This is a genomic window from Nordella sp. HKS 07, assembly GCF_011046735.1.
Lineage (GTDB): Bacteria > Pseudomonadota > Alphaproteobacteria > Rhizobiales > Aestuariivirgaceae > Taklimakanibacter.
Genome location: NZ_CP049258.1, coordinates 6,782,117 through 6,797,332 on the forward strand (window position 1 = coordinate 6,782,117; position 15,216 = coordinate 6,797,332).

The 15,216-nt window shown below is 64.6% G+C and carries 12 protein-coding genes; all 12 read right to left on the minus strand.

The window, feature by feature from the left end; all coding sequences use genetic code 11:
- Window positions 1-98 precede the first annotated feature (98 nt).
- Window positions 99-1,664, minus strand: coding sequence for a cell division protein FtsZ (ftsZ, locus tag G5V57_RS32160; RefSeq protein WP_165173066.1), 1,566 nt, complete (start codon window positions 1,662-1,664; stop codon window positions 99-101).
- 288 nt (window positions 1,665-1,952) lie between these two features.
- A complete protein-coding gene (ftsA, locus tag G5V57_RS32165) occupies window positions 1,953-3,275 on the minus strand; it encodes a cell division protein FtsA (protein ID WP_165173068.1) in 1,323 nt (440 codons plus the stop codon).
- Window positions 3,276-3,305: 30 nt separating this feature from the next.
- Window positions 3,306-4,166, minus strand: coding sequence for a cell division protein FtsQ/DivIB (locus tag G5V57_RS32170; RefSeq protein ID WP_165173070.1), 861 nt, complete (start codon window positions 4,164-4,166; stop codon window positions 3,306-3,308).
- On the minus strand, window positions 4,163-5,101 hold the full coding sequence (locus G5V57_RS32175; protein ID WP_165173072.1) for a D-alanine--D-alanine ligase: 939 nt from the start codon (window positions 5,099-5,101) through the stop codon (window positions 4,163-4,165). Before G5V57_RS32175 ends, G5V57_RS32170 begins: the two co-directional genes overlap by 4 nt.
- Entirely contained in the window at window positions 5,101-6,027 is a 927-nt protein-coding gene (murB, locus tag G5V57_RS32180; RefSeq protein WP_165173074.1) for a UDP-N-acetylmuramate dehydrogenase, read from the minus strand. The genes G5V57_RS32175 and murB overlap by 1 nt, the downstream gene beginning before the upstream one ends.
- A complete protein-coding gene (murC, locus tag G5V57_RS32185; RefSeq protein ID WP_165173076.1) occupies window positions 6,024-7,445 on the minus strand; it encodes a UDP-N-acetylmuramate--L-alanine ligase in 1,422 nt (473 codons plus the stop codon). Before murC ends, murB begins: the two co-directional genes overlap by 4 nt.
- The gene (murG, locus tag G5V57_RS32190) at window positions 7,442-8,563 is read right to left on the minus strand and encodes an undecaprenyldiphospho-muramoylpentapeptide beta-N-acetylglucosaminyltransferase (protein ID WP_165173077.1); all 1,122 of its coding nucleotides are present in this window, start codon (window positions 8,561-8,563) and stop codon (window positions 7,442-7,444) included. Before murG ends, murC begins: the two co-directional genes overlap by 4 nt.
- Window positions 8,564-8,571: 8 nt before the next feature.
- Entirely contained in the window at window positions 8,572-9,714 is a 1,143-nt protein-coding gene (ftsW, locus tag G5V57_RS32195) for a putative lipid II flippase FtsW (RefSeq protein ID WP_371744845.1), read from the minus strand.
- Complete coding sequence (gene murD, locus G5V57_RS32200) at window positions 9,698-11,119, minus strand: UDP-N-acetylmuramoyl-L-alanine--D-glutamate ligase (RefSeq protein ID WP_165173079.1); 1,422 nt, start codon at window positions 11,117-11,119, stop codon at window positions 9,698-9,700. The genes ftsW and murD overlap by 17 nt, the downstream gene beginning before the upstream one ends.
- Window positions 11,120-11,126: 7 nt before the next feature.
- Window positions 11,127-12,215, minus strand: a complete 1,089-nt coding sequence (mraY, locus tag G5V57_RS32205; RefSeq protein ID WP_165173080.1) for a phospho-N-acetylmuramoyl-pentapeptide-transferase — start codon at window positions 12,213-12,215, stop codon at window positions 11,127-11,129.
- Window positions 12,215-13,756, minus strand: a complete 1,542-nt coding sequence (locus G5V57_RS32210) for a UDP-N-acetylmuramoylalanyl-D-glutamyl-2,6-diaminopimelate--D-alanyl-D-alanine ligase (RefSeq protein WP_165173081.1) — start codon at window positions 13,754-13,756, stop codon at window positions 12,215-12,217. Before G5V57_RS32210 ends, mraY begins: the two co-directional genes overlap by 1 nt.
- Window positions 13,749-15,215, minus strand: coding sequence for a UDP-N-acetylmuramoyl-L-alanyl-D-glutamate--2,6-diaminopimelate ligase (locus G5V57_RS32215; RefSeq protein ID WP_165173082.1), 1,467 nt, complete (start codon window positions 15,213-15,215; stop codon window positions 13,749-13,751). Before G5V57_RS32215 ends, G5V57_RS32210 begins: the two co-directional genes overlap by 8 nt.
- Window position 15,216 lies beyond the last annotated feature (1 nt).

Below are 15,216 nucleotides of genomic sequence, written 5' to 3' on the forward strand. Positions count from 1 at the left end.
AGGATTCCAGCGGCCCCTCTCAGTTAGATGCAAAAAACCCGGCGGAAGTGTGACCGCCGGGCTTTTTTCTAGCTGCTGTAGTAACTTAAGCCTATCAACTAGTTCGCCTGGCGGCGCAGGAAGGCCGGAATCTCAAGCTGATCATCGTCATAGGCGGGTTGCGCGGCGTTGGTCACCGGCATCTGCGCAACCTGCGGCCGTTGCGACTCGGGCTGCATGCGCGGCTCCTGGCGCGACCGCGGATCAGGTTCGCTCACCGGCATGTCGCCCTTGCGCGAAAGGCCGACGCCGGCCAGACGCTCGAACAGGCCGCGCTTCTTCTTGGCGGCATGCTCGGCAATGTTCTCGATGCGGTTCTGCTGCGCCGCAATCTGACGCTGCGCGATGGGCGGGAAATCCTCGACCAGCGGCATGCGGGGAGCAGTCTGCTGGGCGCGCGCCTGATGCACGGCGTGCTGCATCGTCTCGACGTCGGCAGGCTCATGCTCCTCTTCCGCTTCCGGATGCTGCTGCATCGGCTGCGCGTGGGGCTGCGGCGCCGGAGCCGCGCGCTTGACATGCGGCATCGGGGCGGCGGGCGTCATCTGGATCGGCGTCGGCTTCTTCACCGGGATGGGCTGCTTGCCCGTATAACCGAAGACAGGACGGGCGGGGGCTTCCTGCTCCTGGACCGTCTCATCGCCCATATGCTCGGCCTGTTCGATCGCAAGCCCGGTCGCCACGACCGAGACACGCATCGTGCCTTCGAGAGAGTCGTCGAAAGTGGCGCCGAGGATGATGTTGGCTTCCGAATCCACTTCCTCACGGATGCGGGTGGCCGCCTCGTCGACTTCGTAGAGGGTCAGGTCAGGTCCGCCGGTGATCGAGATCAGCAGGCCGCGGGCGCCGCGCATCGACACATCGTCGAGCAGCGGATTGGAGATCGCCGCTTCGGCCGCCTCGATGGCGCGCTTCTCGCCGGAGGCTTCGCCGGTGCCCATCATCGCCTTGCCCATTTCGCTCATGATGGCGCGGACGTCGGCGAAGTCGAGATTGATGAGGCCTTCCTTGGTCATCAGTTCGGTGATCGAGGCAACGCCCGAATAGAGCACCTGGTCGGCCATGGCGAAGGCGGCCGCGAAGGTGGTCTTCTCATTGGCGACGCGGAATAAGTTCTGGTTGGGGATGACGATCAGCGTATCGACGTTCTTGGCGAGGAGCTCGATGCCGCGCTCCGCCGTCTGCATCCGGCGTACGCCTTCGAAATGGAAGGGTTTCGTCACCACGCCGACGGTGAGGATGCCCTGCTCTTTCGCCGCCCGCGCGATGACCGGCGCCGCACCGGTGCCGGTGCCGCCGCCCATGCCGGCGGTGATGAAACACATATGAGCGCCGGCCAGATGGTCCAGGATCTCCGGCAGCGCTTCTTCCGCGGCGGCCGCGCCGATCTGCGGCTGCGAGCCCGCACCCAGGCCCTGCGTCAGGGCGGTGCCCATCTGGATGCGTCTTTCCGCGACATTCTGTGTGAGAGCCTGCGCGTCGGTATTGGCGACGACGAATTCGACCCCTTCGAGGCGGCTCTCGATCATGTTGTTGACGGCATTCCCGCCGGCGCCGCCCACGCCGAATACGGTGATGCGTGGTTTAAGTTCGGCCAAGCTCGGCACAGTGAGATTTATCGTCATTTGAAGCACCTGGAAGTGAGTTTTCCCCGATAGGAATCTTTCTTACCCATTCAATAACAAATGGTTAACAAACGCTAACCAGCGCATGTTTATTTGAATCAAAACTGACTCAGATCGGGGCACAGGGAAGGTATTTCCTTGACCATTCGCCGCGAAACCGCCCGATGGAGTTGAATCTCCTTATGAGGAAAGCCTCATAAGCCTTTGAAATATATTGGATATGGCCTCCAAAAATGCACGAGCGAGCCAGCGCAGGCGCGCGGCTCGCTCGGACGCTCGGAGTTACGTTCAGAAACTGTCGGCGATCCACTTGCCGACGCGACGCAGATAGCCCGCTTCGGCATCCTTCATCGCCTGGCGCGCGACGCCCGCGGCATGGTGGATATCGGGCCTGAGCGCGTAATTGAGCAGACCGTAGACGGTGGCGAAAGCGGGCGAGCGTGCCGCCTCCGGCATGCCGGCCACAGGCAGCGGCGCTCCCAGCCGGATCTGCCGGTTGAGCCACTGGGCGGCGATCTCGCGTACCCCGGTGAGCTCGCTCCCGCCCCCGGTCAGCACCACGCGCGACCCCGCGAGTTTGGCGAAGCTCGCCCGGTCGAGGCGCTCGCGCACCATTTCGAGGATCTCTTCCAGGCGCGGCCGGATGATGCCGGTCAGCATCGATTTCGGCGCATGATAGATCGTGTCGACGCCGCGCTCGCCGAGCAGCGGTACCGCCACGGTCTCGCGGTCATCCACGACCGTCGACATGGCGCTGCCCCACAGGGTCTTCATGCGTTCGGCATGGGCGATCGTGGTCGAGAGCCCGCGGGCGATGTCGTGGGTGATATGCATGCCGCCGACGGGGATGACATCGGCAAAGACCAGGTGCCCGTCATGGAAGGAGGCGACACCGGTGGTCGCCCCACCCATGTCGAGAAGTGTTACGCCGAGCTTGATTTCGTCCTCGGCGAGGACGGAGCGCGCCGCTGCATAGGGCGCGACGACATAGTCGGCGACAGAAAGATGGCAGCGCTCGATCACCAACGCCAGGTTGCGCAGCGCGGCGGGCTCGGCCGAAACGACATTGACTTCAGCGGTGAGCGTCGTGCCGAACATGCCGGCGGGCTCAGTGATGCCGCGCGCGTCATCGAGATTATACTGCGCCGGCGCGGTATGGAGCGTGCGCCGGCCAGGTTGGTGGCCTTGCGCGAGGGCGGAGCGCGTCGCCGTTTCGATATCGCGTGGGGTGACCTGACCGGTCTCGGTCGCGACCGACGCGGAATAGGAATTGGATTGCGGCCTGCCGCCCGCCACATTCACGTAAACGGATGTGATCGTGCGCTTCGCCATCTTCTCGGCGGCATCGACCGCGAGCCTTATGGCGCGCTCGGCCTGATCGAGATCGACGATGGCGCCGTTGCGGGTGCCGCGCGAGGCCTGGCAGCCGAAGCCCAACACGCGCAGCGCCGAAGCTTCTTTGCCGTCCGCGGTGCGCCGGTTCTGGCTGACCACTTCGCCGATCAGGCAGCTGAACTTGGTGCTGCCGACATCGAGAGCGGCGACGATGCTGCCCTTGCTCGCGATCGGGGGCTTTGCATCTCCTTTGACGGGCAACTCAATGACGGTCATGCAAAATCCCTTCCCAAAGCACGGACAACGCTACTGCTGCTGACTTACCTTGAACTTCTTAATATCTTTTTCCGGTTCGACCGGATCCGGCAGTTCGACGACCACTTGATGCGCCAGTCTGAGATCGATCGACTTGACACCCTTGCTCAGCAGCTTCTGGTTGCGGTCGAGCGCGGCGAGCGTCTCGAGCGCAAGCGCTGGATCCTTTTCAGGCAGAGCCACGGTCATTCCATTATCGAGATAGAGTGTCCAACGCCTCTCCCCGACGCGGGCGGCGGCGGTGACACGCGCCTTTACTTGCGGCACAGCCGAGAGCTGGCCCACCAGTTCGGCGGCGGCGCGATGGGCGCCTTCGCCGGTGACGAGCAGCAGCGAGGACAATCGCCTTGGATCGAGCGTGCTCATCGCCGTGCCGGTCTGGTCGATCACGTAATGCACCCCATCGCGCTGCCAGATGACGAAGGGCTGGCGCTCGGTGACGACGATGTCGAGCCGGTTGGGATATTTGCGCATCACCCGCGCCGAGGCGACCCAGTCGAGATTTTCAAGCAGGGAGCGCGCCCGCGTCGCATCGAAGCCGACGAGCGAGCCGCCTGGCTGCACGCCGAGCGCGGAGAGCAGCGTTTCCGGCTCCTGGTGCACGAGGCCGGTTATCCGGATATCGTCAGCGGCGAAGCCGAGCGAGCTCGCCAACTGACCAGGAAGCTTGCGCCACGGGCTTCCATCATAATCGAGATGGCCGCCGATCACGAGGCCATGGATGATCGACCCGAACAGCAGCGCGCACGCCCCTGCCCTGGCGACGAAGCGCGTCCTGCGGCTCGGTCCAGCGGGCGGCAGCCGACGGAAGAACTGGAACGCGCGACGGCGGATGTCTTGTGCGAGCTTCATCTGTTCACCGAGGCGTCATTGACCATCCAGGTCACCAGATCCTCGTAGGAGTGTCCAGCGTGCGCCGCGAGTTCCGGCACCAGAGAAGTGCCCGTCATTCCCGGCTGGGTGTTGACTTCGAGGAGGATCAGTTCGCCGTCGCCGCCCGGCGTGTCGTCGTAGCGGAAATCCGCGCGGCTCACGCCTCTGCATCCCAGGGCCTGATGGGCGGCCAGCGCATATTGCTGCACTTTGCGATAGACTTCGCGTGGAATGTCTGCCGGCAACACATGAACCGAACCTCCCGGCGCATATTTCGCCTTGTAGTCATAGAATCCGACGGCCGGCAGGATGTCGATGACGCCGAGCGCGACATCGCCCATCACCGCACAAGTAAGCTCCTTGCCTGGAATGAATCGTTCCGCCAGGACCTGATCGCCGAACAGCTCACGCTCCTCGAGGACAATCGCAGCCGGACCGTTGGAGCTGTGATCGACGATATGGACCCCGACGCTCGAACCTTGCGCCTGCGGTTTGAGCACATAGGGCAAAGGCAGAGGATGCTGCGTGGCGGCCACTTCGAGATCGACGATGCGGCCCTCCGCGACCGGAATGCCGGCGGCGGTGAAGAGGATCTTGGACCTCACCTTGTCCATCGCGATGGCCGAGGCGCGCACGCCCGAATGCGTATAGGGGATTTCCATCGTCTCGAGGATCGCCGACATGCAGCCATCCTCGCCCCACTTTCCATGCAGCGCATTGAAGGCGACGTCAGGGCGCAGATCGGCCAGGACTTCCGCGATGTTGCGTTTCACATCGATCGGCGTCACCTGGAAGCCCGAGCGGCGCAGCGCATCGGCGCAGCCTTCGCCGGTCGACAGGCTCACTTCGCGCTCGGCCGACCAGCCGCCCATCAGGACCGCGACATGGGTGTATTTCGGATCGCGTATAGGCATCAGGCGCCCTCCGCCGGAATGCCGATGCGCTTGATTTCCCAATCGAGCTCGATGCCGGATGTCTTCTTCACGCGCTGCCTGATGGTCTCGCCGAGTTCTTCGATCTGCGCCGCCGTGGCGCCGCCCTCGTTGATGAGAAAATTGCAATGCAGCTCGGAGACCTTGGCGGGCCCGATGCTGAAGCCCCTGAGACCCGCCTGATCGATCAGCTGCCACGATTTGTGGCCGGGCGGGTTCTTGAAGGTCGACCCGCCGGTACGGCTCTTGATCGGCTGCGTCGCCTCGCGCCGCTCCGTCACATCGTTCATGGCGCGCGCAATGTCCTCCTTGTCTCCCGCTTCGCCCTGAAGAAGGGCTTGCGTGAAGATGAAGTCCTCCGGCGCACCGCAATGACGGTACGTATACTGCATGTCGGTATTCGACAGCACGTGAAGCGATCCCCTCCGGTCTACGGCTCTGGCCTCGAGAAGAACGTCCTTGGTCTCGCGACCATAGGCGCCACCATTCATCCGAAGCGCGCCGCCAATCGTGCCGGGTATACCTCTCAGAAAGGTTAATCCTCCGATACTATGATCGAGGGCGAAACGGGCGACCCTTACGTCAGGAACCGCGGTCCCGGTTCTGATCCGGTGTCCGGGCTCGACCGTCACCTCGCCAAAACCCTTCCCGAGTCGGATGACCATGCCGGGCACCCCGCCGTCGCGTACCAGGAGGTTGGAGCCGACACCGATCACATAAACCGGAATATCCTCCGGCGTCCCCTTGAGCATCTCCGCGAGATCGGCTTCATCCGCCGGGGTGAACAGCACCTCCGCCGGCCCGCCGACGCGAAACCAGGTCAGATCGGCGAGCGGCGCATTGGCTTCGATCCTGCCGCGCGGCTTCGGCAGCCGGGCCAGCAGCTTTTCCCCATTCAATGCCATCATGCCGCTCCGGTCTTGCCGTCGAGGCTGGCGAGTTGCTGCGGCAAAGCATAGGCCCATTGCGTGATGGTACCGGCGCCAAGGCAGACGATGATGTCGCCGGGCTTCACCAGCGTCTTCATCAGAGCCGCCAGTTCCTCCGGCGCGTCGATCTTGTGCACGCTGCGATGGCCGCGCGACCGCAGGCCCTCAGCCAGCGCGTCATGCGAGGCCCCTTCGATCGGCGCCTCGCCCGCCGAATAGACCGGTGCCACGACGACCGTATCGGCGTCGTTGAAGGAAGAGCAGAAATCCGCGAATAGCGAGGAAAGTCTCGTATAGCGGTGCGGTTGCATTACAGCGACAACTTTGCCTTGCGTGACGCCGCGCGCCGCGCGCAGCACCGCGGCGATCTCGACCGGGTGATGGCCATAATCGTCGAACACCGCCACACCATTGTGCTCGCCGGTGCGGGTGAAGCGGCGCTTGACGCCGGCGAAGCTCTTGAAACCTGCGCGGATCTTCTCATCCGCGATGCCGAGCTCGCGCGCCACCGCGAAAGCGGCCGTGGCGTTGAGCGCATTGTGATCGCCCGGCATCGAGAGGCTGAGCTCGTTGACGTCGTGGGTGGATGAATTGCGCCGGTCCGTCACCCTGACCGAGAACTTCATCTCGCCATTGCTGTAAAACGTGTCGAGGAGGCGCACATCGGCCTGAGGGCTGCGCCCGTAGGTGACGATGCGCCGGTCGCGCACCCGCCCGATCAGCGCCTGGACTTCCGGATGGTCGATGCACATCACGGCGAAACCGTAGAACGGGATGTTCTCGACGAAAGCGAGGAACGCCTCCTTGGCCTTGTCGAAGGAGCCATAGTGATCGAGATGCTCGGGATCGATGTTGGTGACGATCACCACGTCGGCCGGCAGCTTTACGAAGGTGCCGTCGGATTCGTCCGACTCGACCACCATCCAGTCGCCCTTGCCGAGGCGCGCATTGGTGCCGTAGGCGTTGATGATGCCGCCATTGATAACGGTCGGGTCGAGGCCGCCGGAATCGAGCAAGGCCGCGACGAGCGAGGTCGTCGTTGTCTTGCCATGCGTTCCGCCGACCGCGACGCAGGATTTGAAGCGCATCAACTCGGCCAACATCTCGGCGCGCCGCACGATCGGCAGGAAGCGGCGGCGCGCTTCGGCGAGCTCAGGATTCTCCGGCTTCACCGCCGAGGACACCACTACCACTTGCGCATCGCCCAAATTGGCGGCGTCATGCCCGATCGACACCGCGATACCGTTCTTGCGCAGCCTGGCCGTGTTGTAGTTGTCGGAGAGATCGGAGCCTTGCACCTTGTAGCCGAGCGTCGCCATCACTTCGGCGATGCCGCTCATGCCGATGCCGCCAATCCCGATGAAATGGATCGGTCCGACTTCGCGCGGAAGTTTCATTTCAGTTTATTCTCCATGGTTGCGCGGGCGGCCAGATCCTCGACCAGATCGGCGAGGCGCTCGGCGGCGTCCGGCATGCCTTGCTCCAGGGCAGCGTGGGCCGCCCCGGCCAGTTCGGCGTCTTGATACCTGAGCCGCGTCAGGAATGCAGCGAATTCTTGCGGTTCCAGCTCGGCCTGCGGACGCACCCAGCCGCCACCCTTTCCGGCGAAAAATTCCGCATTATGGAGCTGGTCGTTGTCGAGGGCATGCGGCAGCGGCACCATGACCGCGGGCCTGCCGATGACGCCGAGCTCGGCGATGGTGGAGGCCCCCGACCGGCAGATGATGAGCTGCGCGTCGGCAAAGCGCTGCGGCATGTCGGCGAAGAAGGAGGCGAGCTCGAAGGCGATGTCAAGCTCCGCATAGGCGGCCTTCACGCGCTCGATATCCTCGGGCCGGCACTGCTGGACGATCTTGAGATGACGCAGCACCGCCTTCGGCAGGCGCTTGGCCACCTCGGGCATGAAGTCGGCGAAGAAGCGTGCCCCCTGGCTGCCGCCGAAGACGAGGAGATTGAAGGGCTCGTCGGCGGCCGCCGATCGATAAGGCTGCGCCTTCTTTTCGAGCACGATTCCGCGCACCGGATTGCCGGTATAACGCAGCTTGTCTTTACAGGCTTCCGGCAGCCGCCCGAGTGCCGGAAAGGACGAGGCCACCGCATCGGCGAAGCGCGACAGTACGCGGTTGGCCCGGCCCATGACCGCATTCTGGTCGTGAATACAGGACGGAATCTTGAGCCGCGAGGCGGCAATGACCGGCGGAAAGGACGGATAGCCGCCAAAGCCCGCGACGGCCGCAGGCTTGAGGCGCTGGAGAATGCCGCGCGCCGTCTGGTAGCCTTTGTAAAGCCGCAGCGCCTGTCCCAGCAGCAGATGCGGTTTGCCCGGCGAGATGGTCGCCGCGGGCACCAGATGCGTCTCGAGCGCCGGGAAAGCGCGGCCGTAGTCGCGCACCCGCTCATCCGTCATCAGATGGATGGCATAGCCACGCCGTACCAGCGCCTCGGCGAGCGCCTGGGCGGGAAAGAGATGGCCCCCCGTGCCGCCGGCGGCGAGAACGACGAGCCGCGAACTCATGCGCTCGCTCAAGCCGTCACCGCCCGCCAGGCTGGATCGCTCTGGACGGCGAGGGTGCGCGAACGCGCGAAGGCCAGCACCAGCCCCATGGCGAAGGACATGCCGATCAGCGAGGAGCCGCCATAGGAGATGAAGGGCAACGTCATGCCCTTGGCCGGGAGGAGCGAGACATTCACGCCCATATTGATGACGGCTTGCAGACCGAAGATGATAGCGAGGCCGCTCATCGACAGCGCCGCGAACGGATCGGGCTCCGCCTTGGCGCGGCTCAGTATGCGGATGACGATGAAGGCGAAGAGGAAGATCAGGCCCATGCAGGCGAGGAAGCCGAATTCCTCGCCCACCACTGCGAAGGTGAAGTCGGTATGGGCGTCGGGCAGGATTTGCTTCGCCTCGCCGCCACCGGGGCCGGCGCCGAACAGGCCGCCATTCTGGAAGGCCTGTGTGGCCGTGTCGACCTGGAACGTGTCGCCCTTCTCCGGATCGAGGAAACGGTCGATGCGCGAGGCGACATGCGGGATGGCTTCATAGGCGAGGAACACCCCCACGACGGCGAGGGCGCTGATGCCGAAGACCAGAACCCAGGGAATGCCGTAGATGAGCAGGAGCGCGGTGAAGGTGATGACGATCAGCGCCGATTGGCCGAAATCCGGCTGCAGGATGAGCAGCCCGACAAAGGCGCCGCACAGAAGGAGAGCGATCGGCAGGCCCGGCATGCTCGGCTTGCGTGTCTGTTCGGCGAGGAACCATGCCACGATGACGATGAAGCCGGGCTTCGCCAGCTCCGAGGGCTGCAGGCCGATGGGCCCGATATCGATCCAGCGATTGGCGCCCTTGATCTCTGGGCCGTAGAACAGTGCCACGACCATCAGCGCCAGTGAGCCGAAAAAGACGAGGAAGGCGGCGCGGCGCGCCTGCAGGGGCTCGAGCAGGCTGGTGGCGGTCAGGATGACGACCGCGATGCCCAGATAAAAGAGCTGGTTCTTGAAGAAGTGGAAGGCGTCGAGGCCGAGTCGGGCAGCCACCGGCGGGCTCGCCGCCATGCTGATCAGCACGCCCGCCGCCATGAGCAGCAGCACGGCGCTCAGGAGCAACCGGTCGACGGTAAACCACCAGGAAGCGAAGAGCCCCCGGTCACTGCGGCTTATCAGCATGTCCGTTCCCCTTTGCGGTCATCCGGATGCCCGGCAGCGCGGCGACCGCTTTGCTGAAGGCATCCCCCCTCACTTCGAAATTCGGATAATGGTCGAAGGACGCGCAGGCCGGCGACAGCAGCACGACCGCACCTTCGTTGCCGTCCCTCGCCGCGTCGCGTGCCGCCGCCTCGACCGCCTTGTCGAGCGTGCCGGTCTTGATGAAGGGCGCCTTGTCGCCGATCGTGCGGGCGAACTCGTCAGCCGCCTCGCCGATCAGATAGGCGCGCTTGATCTTGGGAAAGAACTGGCTGAGCGGCGCAATGCCTCCGGCCTTGGCGATGCCGCCGGCGATCCAGTAGATGTCGTCGAAGGCAGCCAGCGCCTTGGCCGCCGCATCGGCATTGGTCGCCTTCGAGTCATTGATGAAGGCGATATCGTCGAGGCGGCCGATCTCCTGCATGCGATGAGCAAGCCCCGAGAAGCTCATCAGGCCTTTGCGGATTTCATCGAGCGAGAGTCCGAGAGCGCGCCCCGCCGCAAAGGCCATGGCGGCGTTTTGCCAATTGTGCCGACCCTTGAGTGCCGGCAATTGCCTCAGATCGAGCGTGGCGGTCTCCTTGCCGTCGCGGCGTTCCGACAATATGCCGTCGGGTGCCGACAGGCCTTCCGCGAGCGCGCGCTCGACCGAAACCGGGACGATATGGGCGCCGGCGCTGATCGTCTTCACGATGTCCGCGCCCCAGCTCTCATCGACACCGATGATGGCCGTGTCGCCTGCCCCCTGATGGGCGAACATCCGCGCCTTGACCTCGACATAGTTCTCGATCGTGCCATGCCGGTCGAGATGATCGGGCGTGATGTTGATGAGGATGCCGGCATCGGGCCTGAGGCTCGGCATCAGGTCGATCTGAAAAGACGAGAGCTCCAGCACATAGACGCGGTCCCTGACCGGCTGGCGCAGCAGGAACACCGCTTTGCCGATATTGCCGCCGACATCGACGTCGCGGCCGGCCGATTGGAAAAGATGACCGGTGAGCGCCGTCGTCGTCGACTTGCCGTTGGTGCCGGTGATCGCGACGAGCTTGGCGCCAGTACCGGCAAGCTCGCGCTGGAAGACTTCGGTATCGCCGATGATCTCAATGCCGGCCGCCTTCGCCTTCTCCACCGTCCAGTGCGGCTTCGGATGAGTCAACGGCACGCCGGGGCTCAGCACCAGGGAGTCGAGCGTGGTGAAGTCGATCGCCTTGAGATCGCCGACCGGCAGCCCGTCCAGCTTAGCCTTTTCGACCGATTGCGCCTGGTCGTCCCAGGCATGGACTTCAGCGCCGCCCAGCCGCAGGGCTTCGGCGCAGGCCGTGCCGGATCGGGCGAGGCCGAAGACCCCGACCTTCCTGCCTGCGAATGTCTTGGCGGGAAACATCGGCGACCTACCGCAGCTTTAGGGTCGAGAGCCCGATCAGCGCCAGCACGAAGGCGATGATCCAGAAGCGGATGACGATGGTCGGCTCTTTCCAGCCCTTCTGCTCGAAATGATGATGCAGGGGTGCCATGGCGAAGACGCGCTTGCCGGTGAGCTTGAAGGACGCCACCTGGACGATGACCGAAGCGGTCTCGAGCACGAACAGGCCGCCGATGATGGCGAGCACGATCTCGTGCTTGACCGCGACGGCGGTGGCGCCCAACGCTCCGCCGAGCGACAGCGAGCCCGTATCGCCCATGAAGATCATGGCGGGCGGCGCGTTGAACCACAGGAAGCCCAGCCCCGCGCCGACGATGGCGCCGCACAGCACCGCCAGCTCGCCGGTTCCCTTCACATTGTGGAGCTGCAGATATTCGGCGAACACGGCGTTGCCGACCAGATAGGCGATGAGGCCATAGCTGCCGGCGGCGATCATAACCGGGACGATGGCGAGACCGTCGAGCCCGTCGGTGATGTTCACCGCATTGCCGGCGCCGACGATGATGAATACGCCGACGGCCAGGAAGAGGACGCCGAACTGGATGAGCACGTCCTTGAAAAACGGCACCGCGAGCGCGCTCGATATCGTCTTGTCGCCGATGCCCATGAAGATGCCGACCGCCACCGCGGCGATTACGACTTCGATAAGGAGGCGGATCTTGCCCGAGAACCCATGCGTCGACGACTTGGTGACTTTGAGGAAGTCGTCATAGAAGCCGATGGCGCCGAAGCCGAGAGTGACGAACAGCACCGCCCAGACATAAAAATTGGTGAGGTCCGCCCACAGTAATGTCGACACGAAGATACCGGACAGAATCATCAGGCCGCCCATCGTCGGCGTGCCCTGCTTCTCGATGATATGGCGCTGCGGACCGTCGCTGCGGATCGGCTGGCCCCTGCCCTGCTTGATCTTGAGCAGCGAGATGATCGTCGGGCCGAACAGCCAGATGAACAGCAGCGCCGTCAGGATGGCCGCGCCAGTCCGCGTCGTCTGGTAGCGAAACACGTTCAGCACAGAGACTTCGTCGGTGAGGCTGACGAGCAAATGATAGAGCATTAGCGGCCGTCCTTGTCGGGCGGAGCGGGGTGCGAAAAAGTGGATGCCGGTTTTTCGCGAGAACCCCGCTCCTTATTATGATGGTCGATCACGTTTATGCCCTTGGATTCCTTCAATCCAAGGGCATCGTGATCGGCTTGGAACTGCCCTCTGATGGCCTCGACCAGCGGTCCCATGCGCATGCCAAGGGATCCCTTGATCATCACGACATCGCCGGCCTTCAGCCCTCCGAGCAGCGTGGCCGCAAGACCGTCCGATTTGTCGGCATAGGCCCCACGCCGGTGCGGCGGGGTCTTGTTCCAGAGGTGGGCCATGAGGGGCCCGGTGGCATATAGGACATCGACCTTGGCCTCGTCTACGGCATCGGCGAGCTCGCCATGGAGTTCCGCCCCCCGTTCGCCGAGCTCCAGCATGTCGCCGAGCACGGCGACGCGGCGGCCGTTCTTGCCCGGCTCCGCCCGCTTCAACAGCGTCAGCGCGGCGCGCACCGACACCGGATTTGCGTTGTAGCTCTCGTCGATGAGAAGGATGGTGCCGCCGGGTGCCCTGAGTGTCATCTGCACGCCACGTCCCTTGGCGGGTTGCGCCGCAGCGAGCGCCAGGCTCGCCCGCGCGAGATCGGCGCCGGCGAGTTTGACCGCGGCCAGCGCCGCAAGGCTGTTGAGCACCATATGCTCGCCCGGCATGCCGAGCTTGTAAATCACCGGTTCGCCCTGGATTGTCGCCGTGATGCACGAGCAGTCGGCGTGCAGCACCGATCTTTCGAGATAGACATCCGAGGCTGCATCCCGCCCGAAGCTCACGATATTGGCGACACCGGTCGAGCGTGCCGCGGCGCTCAGGCGGTCGAAGAATTCATTGTCGCGATTGAGCACCGCATGGCCGCCGGGCTCGACACCCAGAAAGATCTCCGCCTTGGCATCGGCGATCTCGGCGACGGACGAGAAATAGCCGAGGTGAACGGCGACCACGGTGGTGATGACCGCGATATGCGGGCGCACCATCTTGACCAGCGGCGTGATCTCGCCCGGATGGTTCATGCCGATCTCGAACACGCCATAGGCGGTGTCGGCCGGCATGCGCGCCAGCGTGAGCGGCACGCCCCAATGATTGTTGAACGACGCGACCGAGGCATGCGTATAGCCAGAAGCCGAGAGCGCAAGCCTGAGCATCTCCTTGGTGCTGGTCTTGCCGACGCTGCCGGTCACGGCGATGATCTGCGCCTTCGAGCGGGCCCTGGCCGCGAGCCCGATCTTCTCGAGCGCCTTCAGCACGTCGTCGACGATGAGAAGTGGACCCGCCGCCGCCATGGCCTCTGTCGGGCGTGACACGATGGCGAGCCCGGCGCCCGAGTTGAGCGCGTTCTCGGCATAGTCATGGCCATCGACCCGGTCGCCTTTGATCGCAGCGAAGATGTCGCCCTGAGCCACGCTCCGGCTGTCGATCGAGACGCCGGTGAGCGGCATCGAGACCGTGCCGCGCAAGGTCCCACCCGCGGCGGCGATCAGCTCATCAATGGTCCACAGCGGCCGTTCAGCCATGGTAATCCTGCCCGCCTACCGCCGCCTTCACCGCATCATGGTCGCTGAAAGGCAGCACTTTGCCGCTGATCGTCTGGCCGAGTTCATGCCCCTTGCCGGCGACGAGAAGGATGTCCCCCTCTTCCAGCGCTTCGATCGCCGTCCTGAGGGCAAGCGCCCGGTCGCCGATTTCTATCCCGCCCGGGCAAGCCGCCATCACCGCCGCGCGGATGATGGCCGGATCCTCCGAGCGCGGATTATCGTCGGTCACATAGGCAATGTCGGCGAACTTCGCCGCGATGGCGCCCATTTGCGGGCGTTTGCCCTTGTCCCGGTCGCCGCCGGCGCCGAATACGACGGCGAGCCTGCGCTTAACATAGGGCCGCAGCGCCAGTATCGCCTTCTCCAGCGCATCGGGCGTATGGGCATAGTCGACGAAGATCGGGGCGCCCTTGGCGGAATGCGCCACCAGATCGAGCCGGCCCTTGGCGCCCTTGAGCGATTCGAGGGCATGCAGGACGAGGGCCTCCTCGCCCCCCGTGGCGATGACGAGGCCGGCGGCGACGAGCGCGTTGGACACCTGGAAATCGCCGACCAGCGGCAGGTAGACTTCGTGCTGCCCGCTCGCCGTCGCCAGTACCAGGCGCTGGCCGAAGCCGTCGAGCATGCAGGAGACCAGCTTGAGATCATGCCCCTTCTCGCCAACTGTGAAGACGGTGAGGCCGTGCGCCTTGGCGCGCCCCAGCACATCCTGGGCGATCTCCACATCGGCGTTGACCACCGCGGGCGCGCCCTCAGGCAGCAACTCCGAGAACAGTCGCATTTTTGCGGCGAAATATTCTTCGTAGGTCGCGTGATAATCGAGATGGTCGCGAGTCAGATTGGTGAAGCCGCCGGCCGCCAGCCGGACTCCGTCGAGCCGGAACTGCGCAAGCCCGTGGCTCGACGCTTCCATGGCGAGATGGGTGACGTGATCCTGGGCGAGACCCGCCAGCGTGTGATGCAGCTTGACCGGATCGGGCGTCGTATGGGCGAGATATTCCTCGCCCGCCGGTCCGACGATGCCGACTGTGCCGATGCTCGCGGCGCGAAATCCCATCGACTGCCAGATCTGTCGCACGAAGGCCGCGACCGAGGTCTTGCCATTGGTGCCAGTGACGGCGACGACGATATCGGGCTGGCTGCCGGCGAAGCGCGACGCGATACGCGCGAAGAGCTGATGTGGGTTGGCTGACTTGATCAGGATCGAATTCGCCGCCGGCGCCGTGACCGTCTGGCCAACGACCACCGCTGCCGCGCCGGCCGCGACGGCCTGCGGAATGAACTGGGCGCCGTCGACCTTCGTGCCTGGCAAGGCGGCGAAGAGGAAGCCCGGCTTCACCTGCCGGCTGTCGGCGGTGAGACCGGAGATCGCCGCGTCCTTGGCGCCCTGCGGCAGCGCGGCATCGTCGGCGAGGAGGCGCGAGAGAGGCACGCTCATT

What these genes read in the sequence shown, in the direction of transcription:
- ftsZ (WP_165173066.1), bottom strand. Translation starts at nt 1,664, where the DNA reads ATGACGATAAATCTCACTGTGCCGAGCTTGGCCGAACTTAAACCACGC.
- ftsA (WP_165173068.1), bottom strand. Translation starts at nt 3,275, where the DNA reads ATGACCGTCATTGAGTTGCCCGTCAAAGGAGATGCAAAGCCCCCGATC.
- G5V57_RS32170 (WP_165173070.1), bottom strand. Translation starts at nt 4,166, where the DNA reads ATGAAGCTCGCACAAGACATCCGCCGTCGCGCGTTCCAGTTCTTCCGT.
- G5V57_RS32175 (WP_165173072.1), bottom strand. Translation starts at nt 5,101, where the DNA reads ATGCCTATACGCGATCCGAAATACACCCATGTCGCGGTCCTGATGGGC.
- murB (WP_165173074.1), bottom strand. Translation starts at nt 6,027, where the DNA reads ATGATGGCATTGAATGGGGAAAAGCTGCTGGCCCGGCTGCCGAAGCCG.
- murC (WP_165173076.1), bottom strand. Translation starts at nt 7,445, where the DNA reads ATGAAACTTCCGCGCGAAGTCGGACCGATCCATTTCATCGGGATTGGC.
- murG (WP_165173077.1), bottom strand. Translation starts at nt 8,563, where the DNA reads ATGAGTTCGCGGCTCGTCGTTCTCGCCGCCGGCGGCACGGGGGGCCAT.
- murD (WP_165173079.1), bottom strand. Translation starts at nt 11,119, where the DNA reads ATGTTTCCCGCCAAGACATTCGCAGGCAGGAAGGTCGGGGTCTTCGGC.
- mraY (WP_165173080.1), bottom strand. Translation starts at nt 12,215, where the DNA reads ATGCTCTATCATTTGCTCGTCAGCCTCACCGACGAAGTCTCTGTGCTG.
- G5V57_RS32210 (WP_165173081.1), bottom strand. Translation starts at nt 13,756, where the DNA reads ATGGCTGAACGGCCGCTGTGGACCATTGATGAGCTGATCGCCGCCGCG.
- G5V57_RS32215 (WP_165173082.1), bottom strand. Translation starts at nt 15,215, where the DNA reads ATGAGCGTGCCTCTCTCGCGCCTCCTCGCCGACGATGCCGCGCTGCCG.